At 51.4% G+C, this 23,934-nt stretch carries 23 protein-coding genes; 19 read left to right on the top strand and 4 right to left on the bottom strand.

Going from position 1 to position 23,934, the window contains the following annotated elements:
* Window positions 1-17 precede the first annotated feature (17 nt).
* The 12 genes from BN6539_RS13755 (at window position 18) to BN6539_RS13695 (ending at window position 15,355) form a co-directional block, all read left to right on the top strand.
* Entirely contained in the window at window positions 18-887 is an 870-nt protein-coding gene (locus tag BN6539_RS13755) for a VirB6/TrbL-like conjugal transfer protein, CD1112 family (protein ID WP_016289915.1), read from the top strand.
* A 177-nt stretch (window positions 888-1,064) separates the two neighbouring features.
* Window positions 1,065-1,466, top strand: a complete 402-nt coding sequence (locus BN6539_RS13750; protein ID WP_067539664.1) for a PrgI family protein — start codon at window positions 1,065-1,067, stop codon at window positions 1,464-1,466.
* Complete coding sequence (locus BN6539_RS13745) at window positions 1,417-3,855, top strand: VirB4-like conjugal transfer ATPase, CD1110 family (RefSeq protein WP_067539662.1); 2,439 nt, start codon at window positions 1,417-1,419, stop codon at window positions 3,853-3,855. The genes BN6539_RS13750 and BN6539_RS13745 overlap by 50 nt, the downstream gene beginning before the upstream one ends.
* Window positions 3,852-4,811: a DNA-methyltransferase gene (locus BN6539_RS13740; RefSeq protein ID WP_008978036.1), complete on the top strand. Its 960-nt coding sequence runs from the start codon at window positions 3,852-3,854 to the stop codon at window positions 4,809-4,811. The genes BN6539_RS13745 and BN6539_RS13740 overlap by 4 nt, the downstream gene beginning before the upstream one ends.
* Window positions 4,812-5,077: 266 nt before the next feature.
* Window positions 5,078-6,916: a CHAP domain-containing protein gene (locus BN6539_RS13735; protein ID WP_456318618.1), complete on the top strand. Its 1,839-nt coding sequence runs from the start codon at window positions 5,078-5,080 to the stop codon at window positions 6,914-6,916.
* 38 nt (window positions 6,917-6,954) lie between these two features.
* Entirely contained in the window at window positions 6,955-7,233 is a 279-nt protein-coding gene (locus BN6539_RS13730; protein WP_002569175.1) for a DUF4315 family protein, read from the top strand.
* Window positions 7,226-7,927, top strand: a complete 702-nt coding sequence (locus tag BN6539_RS13725; RefSeq protein WP_002585094.1) for a DUF4366 domain-containing protein — start codon at window positions 7,226-7,228, stop codon at window positions 7,925-7,927. Before BN6539_RS13730 ends, BN6539_RS13725 begins: the two co-directional genes overlap by 8 nt.
* Before the next feature lie 200 nt (window positions 7,928-8,127).
* Window positions 8,128-10,218, top strand: coding sequence for a DNA topoisomerase 3 (locus tag BN6539_RS13715; protein WP_008978034.1), 2,091 nt, complete (start codon window positions 8,128-8,130; stop codon window positions 10,216-10,218).
* A gap of 240 nt (window positions 10,219-10,458) precedes the next feature.
* Window positions 10,459-13,827, top strand: coding sequence for an antirestriction protein ArdA (locus BN6539_RS13710; protein ID WP_008978033.1), 3,369 nt, complete (start codon window positions 10,459-10,461; stop codon window positions 13,825-13,827).
* Between the two features lie 3 nt (window positions 13,828-13,830).
* Complete coding sequence (locus BN6539_RS13705; RefSeq protein ID WP_008978032.1) at window positions 13,831-14,784, top strand: hypothetical protein; 954 nt, start codon at window positions 13,831-13,833, stop codon at window positions 14,782-14,784.
* A complete protein-coding gene (locus BN6539_RS13700; RefSeq protein WP_004607965.1) occupies window positions 14,781-14,993 on the top strand; it encodes a transposon-transfer assisting family protein in 213 nt (70 codons plus the stop codon). The genes BN6539_RS13705 and BN6539_RS13700 overlap by 4 nt, the downstream gene beginning before the upstream one ends.
* On the top strand, window positions 14,990-15,355 hold the full coding sequence (locus tag BN6539_RS13695) for a cysteine-rich VLP domain-containing protein (RefSeq protein ID WP_067539660.1): 366 nt from the start codon (window positions 14,990-14,992) through the stop codon (window positions 15,353-15,355). Before BN6539_RS13700 ends, BN6539_RS13695 begins: the two co-directional genes overlap by 4 nt.
* 177 nt (window positions 15,356-15,532) lie before the next feature.
* Here BN6539_RS13695 and BN6539_RS13690 read toward each other — a convergent pair whose 3' ends face one another.
* From BN6539_RS13690 to BN6539_RS13675, 4 genes are all read right to left on the bottom strand, one after another.
* Complete coding sequence (locus BN6539_RS13690; protein ID WP_002585088.1) at window positions 15,533-15,784, bottom strand: helix-turn-helix domain-containing protein; 252 nt, start codon at window positions 15,782-15,784, stop codon at window positions 15,533-15,535.
* 65 nt (window positions 15,785-15,849) lie between these two features.
* A complete protein-coding gene (locus tag BN6539_RS13685) occupies window positions 15,850-17,196 on the bottom strand; it encodes a relaxase/mobilization nuclease domain-containing protein (RefSeq protein ID WP_008978031.1) in 1,347 nt (448 codons plus the stop codon).
* Window positions 17,157-17,486, bottom strand: coding sequence for a plasmid mobilization protein (locus tag BN6539_RS13680; RefSeq protein WP_008978030.1), 330 nt, complete (start codon window positions 17,484-17,486; stop codon window positions 17,157-17,159). The genes BN6539_RS13685 and BN6539_RS13680 overlap by 40 nt, the downstream gene beginning before the upstream one ends.
* A gap of 267 nt (window positions 17,487-17,753) precedes the next feature.
* The gene (locus BN6539_RS13675; protein WP_008978029.1) at window positions 17,754-18,107 is read right to left on the bottom strand and encodes a helix-turn-helix transcriptional regulator; all 354 of its coding nucleotides are present in this window, start codon (window positions 18,105-18,107) and stop codon (window positions 17,754-17,756) included.
* A gap of 382 nt (window positions 18,108-18,489) precedes the next feature.
* Here BN6539_RS13675 and BN6539_RS13670 point away from each other — a divergent pair, with 382 nt between their 5' ends.
* From BN6539_RS13670 to BN6539_RS13640, 7 genes are all read left to right on the top strand, one after another.
* Complete coding sequence (locus BN6539_RS13670; RefSeq protein ID WP_002588768.1) at window positions 18,490-18,669, top strand: cysteine-rich KTR domain-containing protein; 180 nt, start codon at window positions 18,490-18,492, stop codon at window positions 18,667-18,669.
* Between the two features lie 22 nt (window positions 18,670-18,691).
* Window positions 18,692-19,681 (top strand): 23S rRNA (adenine(2503)-C(2))-methyltransferase RlmN, encoded by a 990-nt coding sequence (gene rlmN / locus BN6539_RS13665; RefSeq protein ID WP_008978028.1) that lies wholly within the window; start codon window positions 18,692-18,694, stop codon window positions 19,679-19,681.
* 535 nt (window positions 19,682-20,216) lie between these two features.
* A complete protein-coding gene (locus tag BN6539_RS13660; protein ID WP_008978027.1) occupies window positions 20,217-20,657 on the top strand; it encodes an RNA polymerase sigma factor in 441 nt (146 codons plus the stop codon).
* A complete protein-coding gene (locus BN6539_RS13655; RefSeq protein ID WP_019727567.1) occupies window positions 20,638-20,898 on the top strand; it encodes a helix-turn-helix domain-containing protein in 261 nt (86 codons plus the stop codon). Before BN6539_RS13660 ends, BN6539_RS13655 begins: the two co-directional genes overlap by 20 nt.
* Window positions 20,899-21,315: 417 nt before the next feature.
* Window positions 21,316-21,543, top strand: a complete 228-nt coding sequence (locus BN6539_RS23115; RefSeq protein ID WP_004607973.1) for a transposon-encoded TnpW family protein — start codon at window positions 21,316-21,318, stop codon at window positions 21,541-21,543.
* 100 nt (window positions 21,544-21,643) lie between these two features.
* A complete protein-coding gene (locus tag BN6539_RS13645; protein WP_019727566.1) occupies window positions 21,644-23,320 on the top strand; it encodes a recombinase family protein in 1,677 nt (558 codons plus the stop codon).
* Between the two features lie 31 nt (window positions 23,321-23,351).
* Window positions 23,352-23,933: a phosphorylase family protein gene (locus BN6539_RS13640; protein WP_082907525.1), complete on the top strand. Its 582-nt coding sequence runs from the start codon at window positions 23,352-23,354 to the stop codon at window positions 23,931-23,933.
* Window position 23,934 lies beyond the last annotated feature (1 nt).

Genomic DNA, 23,934 nt, shown 5'->3' with positions numbered 1-23,934 from the left:
AGCGCGGGTAAAGGCTTATGCAGAGCATACTTGACGCGATTAACGAATGGATAAAGGAAATCCTCATAGGAGCCATAAACGGTAATCTGTCAACTATGTTCGGGGACGTAAACGAGAAAGTCGGCACTATCGCCGCAGAGGTAGGGCAGACCCCGCAAGGGTGGAACGCAAATATATTCTCCATGATACAGACGCTTAGTGAGAATGTAATCGTACCCATTGCGGGGCTTGTCATTACCTACGTCCTATGCTATGAGCTTATCAGCATGGTAACGGAAAAGAACAATATGCACGACGTTGACACTTCCATGTTCTTCAAGTGGGTGTTCAAGGCGTTTGTGGCAGTCTACCTTGTGACGCACACCTTTGACATCACTATGGCGGTGTTCGATATGGCGCAGCACGTTGTTTCCGGCGCGGCGGGGGTAATCGGCGGCAGCACAGAGATTGATGTTGCCGCCGCCCTTGCTTCCATGCAAAGCGGGCTTGACGCTATGGAAATCCCCGAACTGCTCTTACTTGTCATGGAAACAAGCCTTGTGAGCTTGTGCATGAAAATCATGTCCGTACTGATAACCGTTATCCTCTACGGCAGAATGATAGAAATTTACCTTTACTGTTCGGTATCGCCTATCCCGTTCGCAACAATGACTAATCGGGAATGGGGACAGATAGGGAACAACTACCTAAAATCCCTGTTCGCGCTTGGCTTTCAAGGCTTCCTCATAATGATATGCGTCGGCATTTACGCGGTTTTGGTGAACAACATGATAATAGCGGACAACCTGCACAGCGCGATTTTTTCCCTTGCAGCCTATACCGTTATCCTCTGTTTCTCCCTGTTCAAATCCGGCGCACTGGCGAAGTCGATTTTCTCCGCGCATTAGCGGCGTGTCAAGGGTAGGGTGGAGATTTTCAGAGCAAAGCGGCGAAAATACTACCCGACCTTGACGCGGGAAAACCCCATAGAATAGGGACGGGCAAAGGGCAGAAATTGACCTTTGCCTTGATTACCCCTATGGGAACTTACAGCAGCAAAAAACCCAGAGAAAGGAGGTTTCCACTTGGCGTATGTACCCGTACCCAAAGACTTATCCAAAGTCAAGACAAAAGTAGCTTTCAACCTTACCAAACGGCAGATTGTATGTTTTGCGGTAGCTCTCCTGTTAGGGCTTCCGCTTTTCTTTCTGCTCAAAGACAGCACAGGCACAAGCCTTGCGTCTATGGCTATGATTGCCGTCATGCTGCCCTGTTTCCTGTTCGCCATGTATGAAAAGCATGGACAGCCCCTTGAAGTGGTGGTGAAGAACATCATACGGACGAAATTCATAGCCCCCAAAGAACGACCATACAGGACAGACAACTTTTATTCCGTCTTAGAACGGCAGAGAAAACTTGAAAAGGAGGTATCAGCGATTGCAAAAGGAAACACGAAGAAACAGCGCGGCGGGAAGCGCAAAGCCTAACCCGCCCCGCAAGCTCACCCGCGCCGAGAAAAAGCAGATTGCGGAAATCATCAGACAGGCAAAGGGCGACGGGAAAGCCCACACCGCACAGCAGACAATCCCCTATATCCAGATGTACCCGGACGGTATCTGCAAGGTTACGGGACGGAAATACTCAAAGACCGTCGCCTTTGAAGATATTAACTATCAGCTTGCACAGGCAGACGACAAGACCGCCATTTTTGAGAACTGGTGCGACTTCCTCAACTACTTTGACGCTTCCGTTTCGGTGCAGCTCTCTTTCATCAATCAGGGGACGCAGCGGGGCGAAGCGGAAAAGGCGGTCAATATCCCGGCACAGGAGGACGCTTTCAACTCTATCCGCACAGAATACCGGAATATGCTGAAAAACCAGCTTGCAAAGGGAAACAACGGGCTTGTCAAAGCAAAATATATCACCTTTGCCATTGAAGCCGACAGTCTGGGCGCGGCGAAATCCCGCCTTGCCCGTATCGAAACGGACGTACTCAACAACTTTAAGCTCTTGGGCGTGTCTGCCCGCCCCATGACAGGCTATGAACGCCTTAAAATGCTGCATGGCATTTTCCACCCGGAGGGCGGGCAGTTTGCCTTTGATTTTTCATGGCTTGCCCCGTCCGGGCTTTCCACAAAGGACTTTATCGCCCCATCCTCTTTCCGTTTTGGCGAGGGGCGTTATTTCCGCATGGGGCGCAAAATCGGCGCGGTTTCATTCCTTGAAATCCTTGCGCCGGAATTAAACGACCGTATCTTATCGGATATTCTGGACTTGGAAACGGGCGTTATCGTCAATCTGCATATCCACAGTATCGACCAGACCGAAGCCATAAAGACAATCAAGCGGAAAATCACCGACCTTGACAAAATGAAAATCGAGGAACAGAAAAAAGCGGTACGCAGCGGCTACGACATGGATATAATCCCGTCCGACCTTGCCACGTTCGGCAGCGAAGCGAAGAACCTCTTACAGGACTTGCAGAGCCGGAATGAAAGAATGTTCCTCTTGACGTTCCTTGTGGTGAACATGGCGGACACGAAGCGGAAACTGGAAAATGACGTATTCGCGGCGGCGGGCATTGCACAGAAGAACAACTGCGCCTTGACCCGCCTTGACTACCAACAGGAAGCGGGGCTTATGTCCTCTGTACCGCTTGGGGAGAACCTTATCCCCATTCAAAGAGGGCTTACCACGTCAAGCACCGCTATCTTTATCCCCTTTATCACACAGGAGCTTTTCCAGACGGGCGCGGCTTTGTACTACGGCTTAAACGCCCTGTCTAACAACATGATACTCTGCGACCGCAAGCAGCTAAAGAACCCCAACGGCTTAATCTTGGGTACGCCGGGAAGCGGGAAATCCTTTGCCGCCAAACGGGAAATGACAAACGCTTTCCTCATTACCGACGACGACATAATTATCTGCGACCCGGAAGCAGAGTATTTTTCCCTTGTGCAGCGGCTTGACGGGCAAGTGATACGGTTATCGCCTACGGGCAAGGGCATTGACGGGAAGCCCCAGTATGTGAACCCTATGGATATTAACCTCAACTATTCCGAGGACGACAGCCCCCTTGCGCTGAAATCCGACTTTATCCTCTCCCTCTGCGAGCTTGTAATCGGCGGCAAGGAGGGCTTGCAGCCCGTCGATAAGACCGTCATTGACCGCGCCGTTAGGAACGTGTACCGCCCTTTCCTTGCAGACCCCGACCCGGAGAAAATGCCTATCTTGGGCGACCTCTACGACGAGCTTTTGAAGCAGCCGGAGCCGGAAGCGGCGCGTATCGCGGCGGCATTGGAGCTTTACGTTTCCGGCAGCTTGAACGTCTTTAACCACCGTACCAACGTGGAACTTTCTAACCGCCTTGTCTGCTTTGACATCAAGCAGCTTGGGAAGCAGCTCAAAAAGTTAGGTATGCTCATTGTGCAGGACCAGGTATGGAACCGCGTCACCGTCAACCGGGCAGAAAGGAAATCCACCCGGTATTTTATGGACGAATTTCATCTTCTCTTGAAAGAGGAACAGACCGCCGCCTATTCCGTTGAAATCTGGAAGCGTTTCAGAAAATGGGGCGGCATACCCACAGCCATTACGCAGAACGTCAAGGATTTGCTTGCTTCCCGCGAAGTGGAGAATATCTTTGAAAACTCTGATTTTGTCCTCATGCTCAATCAGGCGGCGGGCGACCGGGCTATCCTTGCAAAGCAGCTCAACATCTCCCCGCAGCAGATGAAGTATGTCACCCACACCGAAGCGGGCGAGGGGCTTATCTTCTACGGGAACGTGGTGCTGCCCTTTGTAGACCGCTTCCCGAAAGACACCGAGCTTTACCGGGTAATGACGACGAAGCCGGAGGAAGTGGGCGAAGCATGACAAAATTAAGGACAGACACCATTATCAACCGGGACGCGCTCTATGCCTTGCGGGAGCTTCCAGAGGAAAGCGTACACTGTTGCGTCACAAGCCCGCCCTACTATGCGCTTAGGGATTACGGGCTTGATATGCAGATTGGGCGGGAGGACACGCCGGAGCAGTACATTGACAGGCTGACCGAGGTTTTCCGCGAACTGCGCCGGGTACTGCGTTCTGACGGTACGCTCTGGCTGAATATCGCGGACACCTACTGCGGCACAGGAAATAAAGGCTACCATGCAGACCCGAAGAACCCGAAAGGGAGAAACGGACAGCAGATTGCAAGAAACAACCGCGTTTCCGGCTGCAAACAAAAGGACTTAATCGGTATTCCCTGGCTTTTAGCTTTTGCCCTACGCGCTGACGGGTGGTATTTAAGGAGCGACATTATCTGGCAGAAAGAAAACCCCATGCCGGAGAGCGTGAAAGACCGCCCTACCCGCTGCTATGAACATATCTTTCTGCTTACGAAGTCAAAGAAGTATTTTTATGACGCAGCCGCCATAGCCGAGCCGTTAGCCCCCACAACGGCGGCGCGGTACCGCACCGGGCGCAGCGCGGGACAGAAATATGCGGACGAAGTACCCGGACAGGGGAACGTACAGGGGCTTAACCGGGCGCGAAGCGGCAGCTACTACGACGAAGCCCTCATGCCGACCATGCGGAACAGGCGGGACGTGTGGCTTATCAATACCGTTCCCTACAAGGGCGGGCATTTCGCCGCGTTCCCGCCAAAACTTGCCGAAACCTGTATCAAGGCGGGCTGTCCGAAAGGCGGCGTTGTGCTTGACCCCTTTTTCGGCAGCGGCACGACGGGGGCAGCCGCAAAGCAGCTTGACAGGCATTATATAGGCATTGAGATAAACGCCGAGTATTGCGCCCTTGCAAGGGCGCGGATTGGAGGGACAGACACATAAAACAATATAAGGCGCGTGAAAAAGTCACGCAGAAAATGACCCGCGAGGGGGCTGTCGAGGTAAACGCCGCTACCGGGAAAAAGAAACGTATCAGCAAGCGGATAAGGGACGCGGACTTTGCAAAGACCGAAGCCCCACCGCAGCCGGAACAGGCAGCGCAGCCCCTACCGGGCGGCGCAACTTCCCCGCCCTTAACCGACACGCCGCCGCTTCCCCATGCGCCGGGGGCAGAACGGGAACAGGACACCGCAGCAGCCGAGCGCGTCTTGGAACGTATCGACGGGGCGCGTACCAGAAAGGCGAGCAAAAAGGCGGCGAGGAAAGCACAGGCAGAAGCCACAGCAAAAGAAAAATCTTCCCGCTTGCAGTTTACCGACGAGGAACGGGCAACGCCGGAGCTTGAAAGGTATATCCGAAAATCGGACAAAGCAGCCGACCGTCTGGACGCGGCAAAGGCGGCTATCCCCAAAGAAAAGAAACTTGTACGGGAGCGCACCTTTGATGAAGCCACCGGGAAAGGCAAGACCCGCCTACATTTTGAGGAACAGGAAAAGCCCATAGGAAAGAATAAGCCCCACAATAACCCGCTATCCCGCCCCGCACAGGAAGCGGGTATTTTCGTCCACAACAAGATACATTCCGTTGAAAAGGACAATTCCGGCGTTGAGGGGGCGCACAAATCCGAAGAACTGGCAGAGCGCGGCGCAAAGTACGGGGCGCGGAAAGTCAAGGAGGGCTACCACAGCCACAAGCTCAAACCCTACCGGGCGGCGGCAAAGGCAGAGAAAGCGGCGTTCAAGGCGAATGTGGATTTCCAGTACCATAAAGCCCTGCATGACAATCCGCAGATTGCGGGCAATCCCCTTTCCCGCTTCATGCAGAAGCAGCAAATCAAGCGGCAGTATGCAAAGTCGGCAAGGAAAGGCGGCGCAAAAACGGCGCAGAAAGCCGCAGAGAACACCCGCAAGGCGGCAAAAAAGACCGCCGAGGAAACAAAAAAGGCAATCGCTTTTGTAGGGCGGCACCCGGCGGGCGTATGTATCGCCGTTGCCGCGCTGCTCTTATTCATCATGGTATCGGCGGGGCTTTCCTCTTGCGGTTCCATGTTCTCCGGCTTGATGAACGGCATACTTGGGACTTCCTACACGTCGGAGGACAGCGACCTTGTGGCGACGGAGAACAATTACGCCGCAAAGGAAAACGAGCTTCAGCAGCAGATTGACAATATCGAAAGCACCCACCCCGGCTATGACGAATACCGCTATGACCTTGACAGTATCGGGCATAACCCCCATGAGTTAGCGTCCTACCTCACCGCCCTTTTGCAGACCTACACCCCGCAGAGCGCACAGGCAGAGCTAAATCGCGTCTTTGCCATGCAGTACACTTTGACGCTGACAGAAGAAACGGAAATCCGCTACCGCACAGAAACAAGCACAGACCCGGAAACAGGGGAAACGACCACCGAGGAAGTACCCTACGAGTACCATATCCTCAACGTGAAGCTGACGAACAAGCCCATTTCCGAGATTGCGGAGGAACTTCTAACGCCACAGCAGCTTGAAATGTACCGCGTCTATCTGGAAACAAGCGGAAACAAACCGCTGATTTTCGGCGGCGGCTCCCCCGATATGGGCGCGTCCGAGGATTTAAGCGGCGTACAGCTTGTAAACGGCACACGCCCCGGCAACACCGCCGTTGTAGACCTTGCGAAGCGGCAAGTCGGCAACGTGGGCGGGCGACCCTTTTGGAGCTGGTACGGATTTAACAGCCGCGTGGAATGGTGCGCCTGTTTCGTTTCATGGTGCTACAATCAAGCCGGAAAGAGCGAGCCGCGCTTTGCCGGGTGCCAGTCACAGGGCGTACCCTGGTTCCAGTCACGCGGGCAATGGGGCGCGAGGGGCTATGAGAATATCGCCCCCGGCGACGCTATCTTTTTCGACTGGGACGGGGACGGGAGCGCAGACCATGTGGGGCTTGTTATCGGAACGGACGGGGAGCGCGTCTATACCGTCGAGGGCAATTCCGGCGACGCCTGCAAGATAAAGAGCTACCCCGTCAATTACTCCTGTATCAAGGGCTACGGCTTAATGAATTGGAACTGACAACAAAAAAATGAAAATCTGAAAGGAGAAATTTATTGATGGCTATGAACAAAATTGAACGTATCGACAAAGAGATTGCAAAGACCCGCGAGAAAATCACCGAGTACCAGAACAGATTAAGGGGGCTTGAAGCGCAGAAAACCGAAGCGGAAAACCTGCAAATCGTACAGCTTGTGCGCTCCATGCGCCTTTCCCCGCATGAGCTTTCCGCTATGCTTTCCGGGGGCGGTATTCCGGGTATGGAAGCCGCGCCGGGCTACCCCGCAGAACCCGCAGACCATGACACCGAAGAAATGGAGGACACCGAGAATGAATAAGAAAATCCTTAGAACCTTGACCGCACTTTGCGCCGCCCTTGTACTTATGGGCGGCTTTTCCGTCACCGCTTTTGCACAGACCCCGGAGGGAGAGGACGACACCAACGACAGCGGCGTTGTCTACGAGGAACCCCAAAAGGAAGAACCCCTTACCCCGGACGGGAACGCGACCCTTGTAGACGATTTCGGCGGCAACAAGCAGCTTATCACCGTAACGACCAAAAACGGCAATTACTTTTATATCCTCATTGACCGGGACGACGAGGGCGAGGACACCGTACATTTCCTTAATCAAGTGGACGAAGCCGACCTCTTAGCACTTATGGAGGACGGAAGCACCGAAGCAGCCCCGCCCGCCGTTTGCAGTTGCACCGATAAATGCGAAGCCGGAAAGGTAAATGTGAGCTGCCCTGTCTGCAAGGACAACATGACCGCTTGCAGCGGCAAGGAAGCGGAGCCGGAAACCGAGAAACCAACAGAGCAGCCCAAAGAGAAAGGCAATACAGGCGGGCTTGTGCTTTTCCTTGTCGTGGCACTTCTTGGCGGCGGGGGCGCGTTCTATTATTTTAAGTTTATGAAGCCAAAGCAGAACGTCAAGGGCGACACCGACCTTGAAGATTTCGATTTTGACGATTACGACGAGGACGAGGGGGACGGGCTTTCTGATGAAGAACAGGAGGACGAGGAAGCATGACGCTTTTCACCGAAAACCCTTTAGAAAAAATGATGGTACAAAGACCCACCGGGCGGCGTGACAGTGCGCCGCCCGTTCCAAAATCCCCGGCGTGTATGCGTTGCCCTTATAAGGCGCAATCCCCCTGTATCGGCTATTGTCTGAAACAGGCACAGGAGAAGAAGCACACCGCGCCGGAACGCTGAAAGGAGGATTTTTTCATGGCATTTAGACTTGTGATTGCAGAAAAGCCGAGCATGGCGCAGACTATCGCCGCCGCGCTTGGCATTAAGGGGAAACAGGACGGGTATATCGAGGGCGGCGGCTACCTCATTTCATGGTGCGTCGGGCATTTGGTACAGCTTGCGGAAGCTGCCGCCTACGGGGAGCAATATAAAAAATGGAGTTTTGACAGCTTACCCATTCTGCCGGAGGAATGGCAGTACGCCGTTGACCCGGACAAGGGGAAGCAATTCAAAACCATTAAAGAGCTTATGCACCGCGCCGACGTTTCCGAAGTGGTAAATGCGTGTGACGCGGGGCGCGAGGGTGAATTGATTTTCCGCTTTGTCTACGAAGTGGCGGGCTGCAAGAAGCCCATGCGCCGCTTGTGGATTTCTTCAATGGAGGACGGGGCGATTAAGGCGGGCTTTGCTTCCCTCAAAGACGGGCGGGACTATGGCGCGCTCTTTGCGTCCGCCCTCTGCCGCGCAAAGGCTGACTGGCTTATCGGCATTAACGCCACCCGGCTTTTCTCCTGCCTGTATGGAAAGACCTTGAACGTGGGGCGCGTCCAGACCCCGACCTTAAAAATGCTCACCGACCGGGACGCGGCTATCTCCCATTTCCAGAAAGAAAAATATTATCATGTTCGCCTTGATTTATCCGGCGCGGACGCGGCAAGCGAAAGGATTTCGGACAAGGCAGAAGCCGACGCGCTGAAAGGGGCTTGCGAAGCGGGAAAGGCGGTATGCGTTTCCCTTACCAGAGAGAAGAAAACCGCAGCCCCGCCAAAGCTCTTTGACCTTACCTCTTTGCAGCGGGAAACGAACCGCATTTTCGGTTACACCGCAAAGCAGACCCTTGACCTTGCACAATCCCTTTATGAAAAGCGGCTCCTTACTTATCCGAGGACGGACAGCAGCTTTCTTACTGACGACATGGGCGGCACCGCAGCGGACATTATCGCGCTGCTTTGCGAAAAGCTCCCCTTTATGGCGGGCGCGGACTTCACGCCGGAGATTGCAAAGGTATTAGACAGCAAGAAAGTATCAGACCACCACGCAATCATTCCCACTATGGAGCTTGCAAAGGCTGACCCGGACGCGCTGCCGGAAAGCGAGAAGAATATCCTTACCCTTGCGGGGGCGCGTCTGCTTTTTGCCACCGCCGAGCCGCATATTTATGAAGCGGTTACGGCGGTTTTCTCATGCGCCGGGACAGACTTCACCGCAAGGGGAAAGACCGTACTTGCGGAGGGTTGGAAAGAGCTTGAACGCAGATACCGGGCGACGCTGAAAGATAAGCCCGAAGCAGAGGACGGGGAAAATGAGGGCGTGACGCTGCCGGAGCTTTCCGAGGGACAGAACTTTCCTAACCCCGCCGCAAAAGTAACGGAGCATACCACAACGCCGCCGAAGCCCCACAGCGAAGCGTCGCTTCTCTCTGCTATGGAGCGAGCCGGGAACGGGGACACCGACCCGGACGCGGAACGCCGGGGGCTTGGCACTCCCGCCACCCGCGCCGCCGTCATTGAAAAACTGGTAAAGGGCGGCTTTGCAGAGCGCAAGGGGAAGCAGCTTATCCCCACGCAGAACGGAGCCGCCCTTATATCAGTCTTGCCGGATATGCTCACTTCCCCGCAGCTTACCGCAGAATGGGAAAACAATCTGACGCAGATAGCAAAGGGAGCCGCAGACCCCGGCGAATTTCTGTCCGGCATTGAAGCTATGGCGCGGGAGCTTGTGCAGACACACGCCGCAGCACTGGACGGGAAAAAGGATTTGTTCCGGGAGGAAAAGCCCTCTGTCGGCAAATGCCCCCGTTGCGGTTCCCCCGTCCATGAGGGGAAGAAAAACTATTATTGCAGCAACAAAGAATGTGCCTTTGTCATGTGGAAGAATGACCGCTTTTTCGAGGAACGCAAGACCGCTTTTTCCGCGAAGATTGCCGCCGCGCTCCTTAAATCCGGCAAAGTGAATGTGAAGAAGCTCTATTCCCCGAAAACAGGCAAGACCTATGACGGAACTATCGTTCTGGCTGACACTGGCGGGAAATACGTCAACTACCGTATCGAAGTACAGAAGAACTAAAAACTTGAATAGCAAGCATAGGAAGCGGGTACCCACTTCCGTAAATCCCCGTTGCGACGCTGACGCGCCGGACGGGGATTTTGCTTGTTGGGAAGTTTCCCAAACCCTCTTTTGCGGAGGGCTTCACCCTCTAAAAATTTTTGAGAAATCTTTGGCAGAAATGCGGGCGTACCCGTAGTAGACCATGCAGCCCAAAAATGCAGCTTGTGACGCTGCCCCAAAGAAAGGAGGTTTTTCACTATGGCAAGTTTACGGGACACCGTAAAGGACTATCAAGACGAGCTTAGGGACGGTATCGCATGGGTGGCGTTCTGGAAACAGGGGCGTTCATGGAACGCGGAATATTTTCATCTTGATATGGACGACACCCTCTACCCGGAGGACAGGAGCCGGTTAGAGGAAATCAAAAGCACCGACCCCGCCGCCGTTATCCTAAACGGCTATTACTGCGGGCATTTAGGCGAGGACATGAGCCTTGACGAGCTGACCGCCGGAGTGCGCTACCACTACGAAAACAGCATGAACGACATTGACGGTTTTATCGGGGCGCATGACGACAGGCTTCCCCCGGAGGTTATCGAGGAAGCGAGGGCAGCCGCCCATGAAGCGGGGCTTCCCTTTTCCGAAAAGCCCTACCGGGACGGAGAGGATTTTAACCCCTATGTATTTGACGGGAGCATGAGCATTGAGGATTTTGAGCTTATGCACCGCATGATTGAAAAAGAAAGGAGCGAACAAATGGCAGAACCGATTTTAAGCGGCTATCTTTCCAATCTTGGGAAGTACACCGAGGGCAGACCCGCGGGCGAATGGGTGACGTTCCCCACGACTGCCGAACATCTGAAAGAAGTCTTTGACCGTATCGGGATTGACTTCAAGCATTACGAGGAATGGCATTTCACAGAATTTCAATCCCCTATCCCCGGCTTGGCGGAACATTTAAGCGAGTATTCCCACCCCGACGAGCTGAACTATTTAGGGAAGCTCTTGGAAATGCAGTTTGACGACGACCGGGAGAAATTCATTGCAGCCATTGAATACGGCGACCATGCCGACAGCTTACAGGACATCATCAACCTTGCACAAAACCTTGACTGCTACTGGATTTATCCGTCCGTCCACAATGAAGAAGAATACGGGCGTTATCTGGTTGATGAACTGGAAGAACCCGAACTGCCCGAAGAAGCGAAAAAGTATTTCATGTATGAGGAATACGGGCGCGACGCTTCCATTAACGACGACGGTATGTTTACCGAAAAGGGCTATATCTACAACAACCGCAACACCTTTACAGAATGGTACGACGGGCGCGACGTTCCACAGGAATACCGGGTAACGCCGCAGCCCCCGCAGCGGTCACGCCCCGACCCGGAAAAAGCAGATTTTGACGCAGCCGCGCCGGGGCAGAGAACCGCGCAGACCGCAGAGCAGCCACAGGAGCCGCGCCCGGTTATCCCTATCGTGCTGACGAGCGAGAAGCCCGCCGAGAAATTAAAAGAGATTACCGACCGTCTGGAACAGGGTATTGCGGAACTCTTTGACAGCGAGCGTTACAAGGAATATCTGAAAGTCATGTCAAAATTCCATAATTACAGCTTCCGAAACACCGTCCTTATCGCCATGCAGAAGCCGGACGCTTCCCTTGTGGCGGGCTTTTCCGCTTGGAAGAATAACTTTGAGCGAAACGTGATGAAAGGGCAAAAGGGAATTAAAATCATTGCCCCGTCGCCCTATAAAATCAAACAGGAAATGCAGAAAATCGACCCGCACACACAGAAGCCCATAATCGGCAAGGATGGAAAGCCCGTCACCGAGGAAAAGGAAGTCACCATACCCGCCTACAAGGTGGTATCCGTCTTTGACGTTTCCCAGACCGAGGGAAAGGAGCTGCCGGATATTGCCGTTGACGAGCTGACGGGCGACGTTGACCGCTACAAGGATTTTTTCGCAGCCCTTGAAAAGACTTCCCCCGTTCCTATCGCCTTTGAGAATATCGAGGGCGGCTCTCATGGCTACTACCACTTGGAGGACAAGCGCATTGCTATCAACGAGGGCATGAGCGAATTACAGACCTTAAAGACCGCCATTCACGAAATCGCCCATGCGAAGCTGCACGACATTGACCTCAACGCGCCAAAGGACGAGCAGCAGCCCCACGTTGACCGCCGCACCCGCGAAGTCGAAGCGGAAAGCGTCGCCTATACTGTCTGCCAACATTACGGGCTTGACACGTCGGACTACTCTTTCGGCTATGTCGCCGGGTGGAGCAGCGGGCGGGAGCTGTCCGAGCTGAAAAGCTCCCTTGAAACGATACGCAGCGCAGCCGCCGAGATTATCAATTCCATAGACGAAAATCTTGCGGAGCTGCAAAAGGCACAGGACAAGGAGCAGACCGCCGGACAGGAGCAGCCCACCAGAGAGGAAAAGGCAGCCCCGAAAGAACAGCCGCAGCCGGAAGCCCCGGCAAAGGCAGATACAGCCGGGAAAGAGAAGCCGGAAGCAGCCGCACCGGGAAAATCCGGCGCACAGGAAAAGGCGGGCGCAGCCCCGAAAGAAGCCTTTACCCCGGAAACGATTTACAAGATGCGCCGGAACCCTTACGGCGACAGCCCGGAAAACAGCCACCTCTTGCAAGCCTATGTGACACAGGAGAACGGGCGGGCGAAAATGGGCGACGTGCTTTATACGGGAACGCCGGAGAAATGCCGCGAGCTTATGGGGCAGCTCAAAAGCGGCGGGCTGACCGAGGGCGACGTAAAGCAGCTTTACGCAAAGGCACAGGAAACGGCGCAGACCGCCGGACAGGACAAAGACACCTTTTCCATTTACCAGATAAAAGGCGGGGACGAAACAAGGGATTTCCGCTTTGAGCCATACGACCGCCTGCAGGCGGCGGGAAATGTGGTTGACAGGGCGAACTATGAGCTTGTCTATTCCGCGCCCCTTGCGCCGGAAACTTCCCTTGAAGATATTTACACCCGTTTCAATATCGACCACCCCAAAGATTTTAAGGGACACAGCCTTTCCGTTTCGGACGTGGTAGTGCTTCATCAGGACGGACAGGACGCGGCGCATTTCGTTGACAGTGTAGGTTTCCGGGAAGTGCCGGAGTTTTTACAGGAGCAGAAGCAGCTTACCCCGGACGACTTGGAAACGGGCGAAACTGTCAAAACACCGAGAGGGACTTTCCATGTAACCGCTATGAGCCGGGAGCAGATAGAAGCCGCCGGATATGGCTTTCACCACCAGTCGGACGACGGAAAGTATCTGATTATGGGGAATGGGACGCGGGCGTTTGCCGTTGCCGCAGAACAGGCGCAGCGGGACAATCCCTTGAAAACCGCCGAGCAGACCATAGAGCAGAACGGAAACATGATTGACGGTATCATCAACAACACCCCCACCGTTGACGAACTGGAAGCAAAGGTAAAGGCGGGCGAGCAGATTTCCCTTGTTGACCTGGCTAACGCTGTCAAAGCCGACAAGGAGCGCGGCAAGGGAGCGAAGCCGGAAAAAAAGCCCTCTATCCGGGCGCAGCTTAGAGCCGACAAGGAAAAGGCGCAGAAGAAAAACGCAAAGCAGAAGTCACAGGACTTGGAAAGGAGCTGACCCATGCCGGAACAGAGTAAATTTGAAAACGTGGATTTGTTCGCTTCCCTTGAAGCGATTATGAAGCAGAACACAGGCTTTTACCAGAGCGACTTAGACATTGACAAAGAGATTATCGCAAAGGCGGCGGCAAGCCCCAACAGGGAGGACAAGACCCTTTTGTGGTTCTGCCGCCCGTCCGGGACGCACTGTTTCCGGGAGCGCGACGTTTTCCTCAAAGACACCGCGCCCCACAACACATGGCGTTTCTACATGGAGCAGACAAGCGACCGCGTCCTTGCCTATGCAATCGAGCTGACGGGAAAGGAGCGCGGGAAAATTAAGGGCAATCTGTACGAACTGGACTACGCTAAACATTATGAGCGCGTCAAGGAAAAGGAACTGCCCGCCGATACGGTGAAGCTGATTTATGAGCGAGGGGAAAGGGAGATACCCGCCGGACGGTTCTTCAACGGCAACCCAGACCCGCAGCTTGGGAAGTTTGAACGCTTTGAAGCCCTACCCGACGACCCGGACGCGCTGCAATCACTCTTACAGGAAGAACGGCGCAGCCGGGAGCAGCTTCCACCGGGGGACTTCAAGGCGCATATCACAGCCTTGCGGGACGGGCTGATTGAAACGGAAGCGCGGCGCATTGTGCGGGAAATGAAGCGGCACTATGAGCCGAATAGCCCGAACAAGACCCATTTCATGGCAGAGCTTTCCCCGGCGTTCATGCGGCTTGCAGCCACAAAGGACACTGACCGCCTTTTCTCCATGCTGCCCTATAAGACTCTTTCCTTTTCCAAAATCGAGGGCAGACATGGGACGTATGCGCTGATTGACAAGGGGGAGAACCGGGACAGGGAGATAAGGAAGCCCCGCCCCTCTATCCGGGCGCAGCTTAAAGCAGACAAGGCAAAGACCGCCCCGAAAAAGGCGGCGGCAAAAACAAAAAATCACGATATGGAGGTATGAGCATGATTAGACTGACTGTTGAAGAAACAAACCTTTTGAGCATTTACAACGAGGGCGGCAAGCGGGCTTTGATTGAGAATGTCAACGCCGCGCTGCCCTACATGGACGCGGATATGCGGGAGCTTGCAAAGCGCACCCTTTCCAAAGTGGACGCTTTGACCGAAGCGGAATTTGCAGAGCTTCCCATTTACGCCGCTGATGAAGTATGAACGGGGTTAAGCGGCTGACGCCGCCCCAGAGCCGGAAAGTCAACGCCCTTGTGCGCCGGACGTGCTGCAACTATGATAACGGGAACTGTATCTTACTGGACGACGGAGACGAATGCGTATGTCCGCAGCTCATTTCCTATTCGCTTCTCTGCAAGTGGTTCCGGGTTGCGGTGCTTCCCGCCGACAGGCTGCTCTATGCGGAGCTTTACCAGACAGGGGATAAGAAGAAATGTACCGAGTGCGGCGCGTTCTTTGCGTCAACCTCTAACAGTGTCAAATACTGCCCCGTCTGCCGGAAGCGTATCACCCGCAGACAAGCCGCCGAGCGCATGAGGAAAAGACGCACCCCTGTTACGCAGTAGGCGCGGAAAATCCCTTGATTTACAGGGCTTTCCGGGCGTGAAAATCGGATAGGCGATACTTTATACCTTTATCCCCGAAAATGGCGTTCTACTGCGTAACATTCACGAAAACAGCACCCATAAAAAGACAGGGCGCGGAAGTCATATACCGGCTTCCGCGTCCTGTTCTTTTTTTGCCTATCTGACATTTCCCTTTTCCATTTCTTCAAGTGGGAACTGCGGGAGGGCTTCTATCAGCTTCTTTGTGATAGACTGGCGCATATCTTCGTTGATTTCCTGTTTCGTGCTTCCGTCCGGCTGTCTGACCGCTACCGTCGATAGCCTGTCGATTTCGTCCTTGTAGCACTCCACGACTTTCTCCACCGCCCATTTTTCCCCGGCAACGGCGGCGCGTATGGTTTCATATTCCGGCATTTTCTGGTTTTCCATGCTTCAACGCTCCTGTCTGTATTTGATAGCCTTATCATAGCACAGCGGCGGGGATTTTGCTATCCTTATCCGCGCTCTGTTCCCTTTTCACGTTCCGGCTGCCTGTCTGCCTGTAAAATGCTGTCAATGTTCTGCTTGATAATATCATATTCCCGGACTTTCTTTTTCAGCTTCCCATAGTCGGCGTAAAGGGCTTCTTTCTGCGCTTGGAGGGCTTCATACTCCGATTGCAGCGCGGCAAGGTTCGGGAGCTTTGCAATGCCCGCCGCTTTCAACGACCTTGCGGCGGCTTCATGTAGGATAATCGCCTGTTCCTGTCCGGCGCGGTACTTCTCCCTGTTCCTTGCCTTGCGGTATGCGTCATAGACGGGCTTTGTCTTTTGGTAGGTGGAAACATTCTTGATAAGCACCGCCATGTCCGCAAGCCGCTTTTCCGCGTTCTTCAATGCGTCTGCCGCCTGTCCGCTTTCCGCTGACATTTCCTCAATCCGGCTGACTAAATCCGCGTACTGTTCAATCTTGTGTTCCGTCAAGAAATTCATGGTTTTAGCTGCCTGTTTCAGATTGTGGATTTTCGCCCACTGTTCATAGCCCTTACTCTGCGCCGCCTTGATACTGTTCTCAATGTCGATAAGCAGCGAAACGTCGCGCTGCTCTCTGGGGGCTTTCGCCGCCTTTGCCCGTCTGCCCGCTATCCGTTCCCTTATGGCTTCCTCTGTATAGTCTGCGCCGAGGGTTTTTAGGCGGGTGAAGCGTTCCTGTCCGGGGGCGCGGCATGAAACATATTTCCCCGGCTTTATCTCATAGCCCGCCGCCTGTAACCGCGTTAGCAATTCCTCAAAACTGGAAACTTGGGGGATAAGCGCGTCAACGGCAATCTTTAGCTTGCCTTTCCAACTTGTACCCGTCTTTTCTGCCTGGTACTCCGCATAGCTCTTTCCCTTGCTGCCCTTGCCGGGGACGACGACGGACAAGCCATTTTCCCGGCACAGCTTGTCGCTCATGTTCCGTATGCCGTAATAGCTCCTTTTGTTGGAATTGTATTTGTGATGGTCTACAAAATTCACCGCGCAAAAAATGACGTGGTTATGGATATGCCCCTTGTCAATGTGCGTCGTCACAACATATTCATGCTGCCCCTTTGTCACCGCGTCGGCAAGCTGCTTCCCGATTTCGTGGGCTTTCTCATAGTCCACTTCCCCCGGCGCAAAGGACTGTATCAAGTGAAAGGCTAAATTGCTGCCCTTATCCAGTGCTTGCGAGAGGGTATAGCCGAACTCAATGTCTGCCGTTTCATAGGAGCAGCCGAAAGAGGATATGAGCATTTTCCCGTCCGTCTTGTCCGGGTTTTCGATATAGTCAAGGGCTTTGCTTAGGGTGCTTTTAACAGGCTTAATCTTTGTAACCGCCATATCTCCGCAAGCACCCCCTTTATTTCCTCTATGTCCTCTTGGTATGCGTTCCCCGCCGCGTTCACGCGGCGGGCTATCTGGTTGACGTTGACACCGATTTTCTGTATCTCTGCGGTCATTGCCTTTATATCGGCGTGGTCTATCTGAATGATATACCCGTCAATGGCAATCTTCCGCAGATACGCCGCCATGTTCCGGGTGGGTACGAGCTTCATTTTTTCCAGTATTAAATCCCGTTCCGCTTCCGTCACTCTGAATTTGATTTGCACCGTCCTTTTCCGTCCGTCCATTGCTTCGCTCCTTTCCTTTCCGTTCCGAGGGTTTGGGACACTTCCCAACAAGCCATTTTCAACCGACGCGCCGCAGCGCGGGAGGGCGAAAATACGGAAGTGGGTACCCGCTTCCTATGCTTGCTACGAATGTTTTTATCCCTTATGCCCTTATCCCTTACTACGGAGAAAAAGCTATTTTGCCAAACTTCCGCAAAAGAAAAACGCTGCAATTCAAAAAAGATTGCAACGCTTTCTAAATCCTGTTCAGTTTTAAGCCGGACATTCCTATTCGCCCTCTTTTTCGACTTCGGAAATCTCTTTTGCCGTTGCGGTCACAATCCGTATGCCTGTATCGCTCATACCGTCAAGAAGCGCGTCGAGCTGCCGCCGCTGCGTGTTCTTCTCCGGCGGCGTTTCCAAAAGGAACTGGTCTACGGATATATTGTAGCGGAGCATAAGCTCAAAGAAAATCTGTAAACTTGGGTGCTGCCCCTTGTTCTCAATGTTCGCAAGGTAACGCGGCGAGATAAACATTTCGTCGCTTACTTTCTTGCGGCTCTCCTTGCGCCCTGTCCGCGCCGCCTTTATCGCTGCCCCAAAAGCCTTGAAGTCGTATTTCGGTACTGGTCTTTTTGCCATAATTATTCACCCTATTACATTTTACTGTTCACCTTTCCTCTTGGATATGTCTACACTGTTCTATCAGTTGACTAAAATAATTCATATGTATATGTTGACAACTAGCCGCTTTTTTTGTATAGTATTATTAAAAGGGGGGAAATGTTTATGTTACATAGCATGCGTATTCGATAAGCATTGAAATTAAAAAAGATTTTTCCCATTTTCAATATGGGCTTTTTTGTCATGCTTATTTTGCGTATGCTATACAACAAAACTAACGATGTATAGACATAGTATAAAAACTATGCCTTAATTTTGTTGTAGTGTTATATGTATAAATGCAGGTCAATGCTCATGTTGAGAATTGACCTGTATTTTTTTGCGCAAAAGGAGAAATATTATGCTTGAAAAATATTGGATAAAATGTCCAATTTGTAACGGAAAGACGAGGGTTCAAGTATTTTATAATACGGTATTAAGAAATTTTCCTCTTTTCTGCCCTAAATGTAAATTAACACATATCGTTGATGTTGAAAAATTAGAAATCATAATCAAAAACTCTGAAAAACAAACTTTTTAATTTTGAAAAGGAAGGATATTAAATGAAACACTTACCTAAAAGTACACCTACGGAAATATTGAATGACCCATACGGATTTACTTACAAAGAAATGTCGGAAGTAATTGGAGAGGATAAAGCAAGAGCCTTATATGCGAAATTGTATAAACAGCCATTTCACAAAAAAAATCTATCAATATCAACAAAAAAAGTCTATAAAAGTAGCGATACTGAAAAGTATGTTTATGAATTGAAAGACAACAGGTATATCGAAACGGTTTTTATTAAACGGCGAGATGGTGGGACTGTTTGCGTAAGTACGCAAGTTGGTTGTTCTGTTGGCTGTATTTTTTGTGAGTCCGGACGCAATGGTTTCGTTCGTAATCTAACACCGTCTGAAATTGTGCAGCAGGTCATATTGATACGTCAAAAAGTAAATCGTATCGTTTTTATGGGAATGGGAGAACCTTTATTCAATTACGACAACTTGATTGCAGCAATCCATATTCTTCGAGATAGAAATGGACTTAACTTTCCAACCGACGGCATTACCATATCAACAGTTGGTCCAGTTAATCAATTAAAAAAATTGCGCGAAGAACATCTAAAAATTCAGTTGACAATATCTTTACATGCAGCAACACAGGCTGTGAGAAACTGTATCATTCCTCATATGCACATGTACGCTATTGAAGATGTTGTTAAGCAAGCATTGTCCTATTCACAAAGGCATAATCGAAAAGTGGTATTTGCGTATTTGCTTTTACCAGGTATAAATGACCGTTCCTCAGATATAAGGCAACTTGCAAAATGGTTTAAGGGCAAAAATGTTATGATTAACGTGCTGCAATACAACCCGACGAGTAATTCAAAAATTAGAGCACCACAAAAACAAGAAATGGTTGCGTTCAAACATCAATTAGAGCAAACAGGACTTGAAGTTACCATGAGAGTTTCTCATGGTAGAGAGATTAAAGCAGCTTGTGGACAGTTAGCTAATACATATAATAAAGCCAAAAAACAACAAAAATAATTTAATTAAAAGAGCCAGACGCACAGACGCAGAGCCGATAATATGCAGTTTGAAATACTGCTGTTATCGGCTCTTTTTTGATTTAATTTGTGCCCCCAATAACCATATTGGAGCAAAATCAGAACTGTTGCTTGTCGTTCTTTGATTTCCGCAGCAGCTTTGAAAAATCAAAGCCGCCGTTTCTTTTTATCTTCTCAAGAAATGACGCGGTATCACTGTTAAAAGCGGCGGCTAAAGGAGGTAGCCGCCATGAAGCACATACCATATCGACAAAATCCGACGGTCATTGACACATCAAAAAAAGCCCGACCACCACCGGGGGAAATTACGCTTGTATATATGAACTGTCTAATCATCTAAATACTACTCACAATACCAATGCGCCTGTCCGGGCTTTTCGGACAGGCGCATTTTGCTGCTCAAAAAATTTTTTGAAGAAATTTCAAAAAATCTTCGGCGTTTTTGAAAACCGCCGTATTGCCCCGCGAAAAGGGGGAAGCACCACCAACTTTCCAACGAGAAAGGAGGTGAGAATGTGGAACCTAACAGCAGGGAGTTTTACAAACAGTGTGCTTTTCAGAAGTTTTGTAATACGGTACTTCACAATGAAGCGTGCGACACTCATAGAGAGCTTCGCAGACACAGGGCAAAGGAAGTGACCTTTTCCGACATGACCTTAGACGAAGCGCGACAGCTTCATACGTTTGATGAATATTTCAAACGGGAAACTGTTGAAACCGTCTTTGAGAAAGCCGGGAAGAAAATCACGCCAAAGCTGCTTCTTGAAGCAATCCGTACTTTGCCGGAAGAAAAGCGCAAAGCCATACTGCTGTATTACTTCGAGGGAATGAACGATACCGAGATTGCGGAACTGTTCAATACGTCGAGAAGCACGATACAGTACAGGCGGACAAGCTCTTTTGAGAGATTAAGAAAATATCTGGAGGAAAATGCTGATGAATGGGACGAATGGTAACGAACCCGGCTACCCGGAAAATGCCCTTGTTCCCTATCCTGTCATTGTGGTAGCGACAAAGGGCGACCCGGACGCTATGAAGATTGTCTTGCAGCATTTCAGCGGCTACATAGCCCGCCTCTCCATGCGGAAGCTGTACGACGAGCGCGGGAATGTCTATTTCGGCGTAGACCACGACATTCGGGAACGGCTGCAAGCAAAACTGATGATGGCTGTCCTCACCTTTAAGGCAGAGGAATAAACCGCAGCGGCGGCGGGACGCTTTCTCTCTCCCCCTTTTCCGTTCCGCTGCTGACGCGGCAGCAAAGCCATTCTGAACCTTGACAAAGAAAGCGGCGCAAGATAACGGCGGCGCAGCATAGGGCAAATCGGATACGTTCCTTTTGCGCCGAGCCATACGGCGGGTGCGCCATGACGCTATCCGGGTGAGGTTATCCCCGCCCGGACAGCCGAGCGACCAACACCGCGCCGGAAAGCAAGTGTAGCGGCTTGCGGGCGACGACACGCAGAATATACAATGATACTTCCTTACAGCCACAGTCCGAGCGTTAAGAGCGTCGCAGGCAATGGGTAGGGCTGCATGAGAACCATGCCGGGGTGAAATTCCCATGAGGTTATGCTAATAACCGTCCGATTAAAGCCTTTGTTTTATTGAATAGTGGACTTGCTGCTATTCATAGACTGTATTATATGTTTGCGAAAGAAAGGGGGATTTTCTTTGACGCAAAACCAAACGCCCGTTACCACAACGGAGCATAAAATAGGAAAAGTTACTTACCTTGTATGTTCGTCCGCAAGTGAACGCGCAACGGACACACTGGATAAAAAGATAAAAAAACTCATTCGCAAAGACATGGAACTGAACCCCGCAAACGCCCGGAAATAGGGCGTTTCTTCACATTTTATACATGACACAGGCAGCGGTATGTGGTATAATATAGACAGTACAAATGCCATGCTTGTCTGTCGTCGGAAAGGAGGACAAAATGTTACAGACAGACAAGATTACCGCTTTATATTGCAGATTGAGCCAGGAAGATATGCAGGCCGGGGAAAGCGAGAGCATACAGAACCAAAAGATGATTTTACAAAAGTATGCTGACGAACACCACTTTTTCAACACGCGCTTTTTCGTAGACGACGGATTTTCCGGCGTGAGCTTTGAGCGTGAGGGGCTTCAAGCCATGCTGCACGAAGTTGAAGCCGGGAACGTGGCGACCGTCATAACAAAAGACCTCTCCCGTCTGGGACGTAATTATCTGAAAACCGGGGAGCTGATAGAGATTGTTTTTCCCGAATATGAAGTGCGCTACATTGCCATTAACGACGGTGTAGACACAGCAAGGGAAGATAACGAGTTTACCCCTCTGCGGAACTGGTTCAACGAGTTTTACGCCCGCGACACTTCAAAGAAAATCCGGGCTGTCAAACAGGCAAAGGCGCAGAAAGGCGAGCGCGTCAACGGGCAAGTGCCTTATGGGTACATAGCTGACCCCAACGACCGCAATCATCTATTGCCCGACCCGGAAACGGCGCACATTGTAAAACAGATTTTCGCTATGTATGTGCGCGGCGACCGTATCTGCGAAATCCAGAACTGGCTACGGGAACATGAGGTATTGACTGTTGCAGAATTGCAGTACAGGCGCACAGGAAGCCACAGGCACCCCCGCCCACACCCGAATTGTATTTACAACTGGCCGGATAAGACGCTCTATGACATTCTGGCGCGTAAAGAGTATTTGGGGCATACCATTACAGGCAAGAGCTATAAGGTATCTTACAAATCGAAAAAGACGAAGAAGAACCCGGAGGAAAAGCGTTACTTCTTCCCCAACACACACGAACCCTTGATTGATGAAGAAACCTTTGAGCTTGCACAGAAACGGATTGCCACCAAACACCGCCCTACAAAGGTTGATGAAATTGACATTTTTTCGGGGCTTCTCTTTTGCGGGGACTGCGGCTATAAAATGTATCTGCAACAGGGAGCCGGGACACTGGAACGCAAACACGCCTACACTTGCGGCAAGTATCGAAACAGGATAAGGACTGGCGAGCTTTGCACTACCCATTATATCCGAAAGAGCGTCCTTAAAGAACTTGTCCTTGCCGATTTACAAAGGGTATTGTCCTATGTGAAAGAGCATGAACAGGAGTTTATCGAAACCGCCAACGAGTGCAGCGCAAAGGCAGTACAAAAGACGCTGACGCAGCAACGGAAAGAGCTTGACAAGGCGCAGAGCCGGATTAGCGAGCTGAATATCTTGTTCCGCAAGCTCTATGAGGACAACGCTTTAGGGAAACTTTCAGATGAACAATTTGCTTTTCTGACTTCCGGCTATGACGAAGAAAAAAAGACGCTGACCCGGAGGATTGCGGAACTGTCACAGGAAATTGACAACGCCACCGAGCGCAGCGCGGACGTGAAAAGGTTTGTCGCACTGGTACGCAAATACACCGCCATTACCGAACTGACCTACGAAAACGTCCATGAATTTATTGACCGCATTCTTATTCACGAACTGGATAAGGAAACGAACACCCGCAAAATCGAAATCTTTTATAGCTTTGTCGGCAGAGTTGATACAGGCGACAAGCCTACTGAAAGTATCTCCTATTTCAGACAGATTGGAGCCGACGTAAAGAGTTATGCTATCTAACATACATCAAAAAGAGGTAAGATAACACCCTCTGCAAAAAAGGTTACGTTATCTTACCTCAACAAAAGGCGTACCTGTATCCGTCCAGGGCAGCGGCATGGGCATGCCGTCCATGGGGATCTACTCCTTTGAGCTGTTTTCAGAATACGAGGTAGAAAATATTATTCGCATCGGTACTGCCGGTGCGTTCCACGAAGATATCAGCGTAGGAGACATCCTTGTCAGCCTGGCTACTTCCACCGACTCCAATTATCAGCATGCCTTTCAGGTTCCCGGACAGTATTCCCCTTCCGTCAGCTTTGATCTGCTGACAAAAGTGATAAATGCAGGCGCAGGCACGGGCATCGCCTTCAAAGCCGGCAATACGGTTTCCTGTGACGTATTCTATGAACTCGGTGATCAGTGGTGGAAACAATGGGCTTCAATGGACGTGCTGGCGGTAGAAATGGAAGCGGCAGCCCTCTATATGAACGCCGCCTACAAAGGAAAAAACGCTCTGGCCATGATGACCATCAGCGATCACTTTGTGACCGGAGAAAAGGCTACCGTAGCAGAGCGTCAAAACAACTTTACCGATATGATGAAACTGGCCTTAGAAGCAGCGATCAAATAAC

The sequence above is a fragment of the Emergencia timonensis genome, from assembly GCF_900086585.1.
GTDB lineage: Bacteria > Bacillota > Clostridia > Peptostreptococcales > Anaerovoracaceae > Senimuribacter > Senimuribacter timonensis.
This window is presented reverse-complemented; position numbering and strand designations above follow the sequence as displayed.

What these genes read in the sequence shown, in the direction of transcription:
- BN6539_RS13695 (WP_067539660.1), top strand. Translation starts at nt 14,990, where the DNA reads ATGAACGGGGTTAAGCGGCTGACGCCGCCCCAGAGCCGGAAAGTCAAC.
- BN6539_RS13715 (WP_008978034.1), top strand. Translation starts at nt 8,128, where the DNA reads ATGGCATTTAGACTTGTGATTGCAGAAAAGCCGAGCATGGCGCAGACT.
- BN6539_RS13730 (WP_002569175.1), top strand. Translation starts at nt 6,955, where the DNA reads ATGGCTATGAACAAAATTGAACGTATCGACAAAGAGATTGCAAAGACC.
- BN6539_RS13705 (WP_008978032.1), top strand. Translation starts at nt 13,831, where the DNA reads ATGCCGGAACAGAGTAAATTTGAAAACGTGGATTTGTTCGCTTCCCTT.
- BN6539_RS13685 (WP_008978031.1), bottom strand. Translation starts at nt 17,196, where the DNA reads ATGGCGGTTACAAAGATTAAGCCTGTTAAAAGCACCCTAAGCAAAGCC.
- BN6539_RS13675 (WP_008978029.1), bottom strand. Translation starts at nt 18,107, where the DNA reads ATGGCAAAAAGACCAGTACCGAAATACGACTTCAAGGCTTTTGGGGCA.
- BN6539_RS13755 (WP_016289915.1), top strand. Translation starts at nt 18, where the DNA reads ATGCAGAGCATACTTGACGCGATTAACGAATGGATAAAGGAAATCCTC.
- BN6539_RS13670 (WP_002588768.1), top strand. Translation starts at nt 18,490, where the DNA reads ATGCTTGAAAAATATTGGATAAAATGTCCAATTTGTAACGGAAAGACG.
- BN6539_RS13725 (WP_002585094.1), top strand. Translation starts at nt 7,226, where the DNA reads ATGAATAAGAAAATCCTTAGAACCTTGACCGCACTTTGCGCCGCCCTT.
- BN6539_RS13690 (WP_002585088.1), bottom strand. Translation starts at nt 15,784, where the DNA reads ATGGAAAACCAGAAAATGCCGGAATATGAAACCATACGCGCCGCCGTT.
- BN6539_RS13710 (WP_008978033.1), top strand. Translation starts at nt 10,459, where the DNA reads ATGGCAAGTTTACGGGACACCGTAAAGGACTATCAAGACGAGCTTAGG.
- BN6539_RS13645 (WP_019727566.1), top strand. Translation starts at nt 21,644, where the DNA reads ATGTTACAGACAGACAAGATTACCGCTTTATATTGCAGATTGAGCCAG.
- BN6539_RS13700 (WP_004607965.1), top strand. Translation starts at nt 14,781, where the DNA reads ATGAGCATGATTAGACTGACTGTTGAAGAAACAAACCTTTTGAGCATT.
- BN6539_RS13655 (WP_019727567.1), top strand. Translation starts at nt 20,638, where the DNA reads ATGAATGGGACGAATGGTAACGAACCCGGCTACCCGGAAAATGCCCTT.
- BN6539_RS13680 (WP_008978030.1), bottom strand. Translation starts at nt 17,486, where the DNA reads ATGGACGGACGGAAAAGGACGGTGCAAATCAAATTCAGAGTGACGGAA.
- BN6539_RS13740 (WP_008978036.1), top strand. Translation starts at nt 3,852, where the DNA reads ATGACAAAATTAAGGACAGACACCATTATCAACCGGGACGCGCTCTAT.
- rlmN (WP_008978028.1), top strand. Translation starts at nt 18,692, where the DNA reads ATGAAACACTTACCTAAAAGTACACCTACGGAAATATTGAATGACCCA.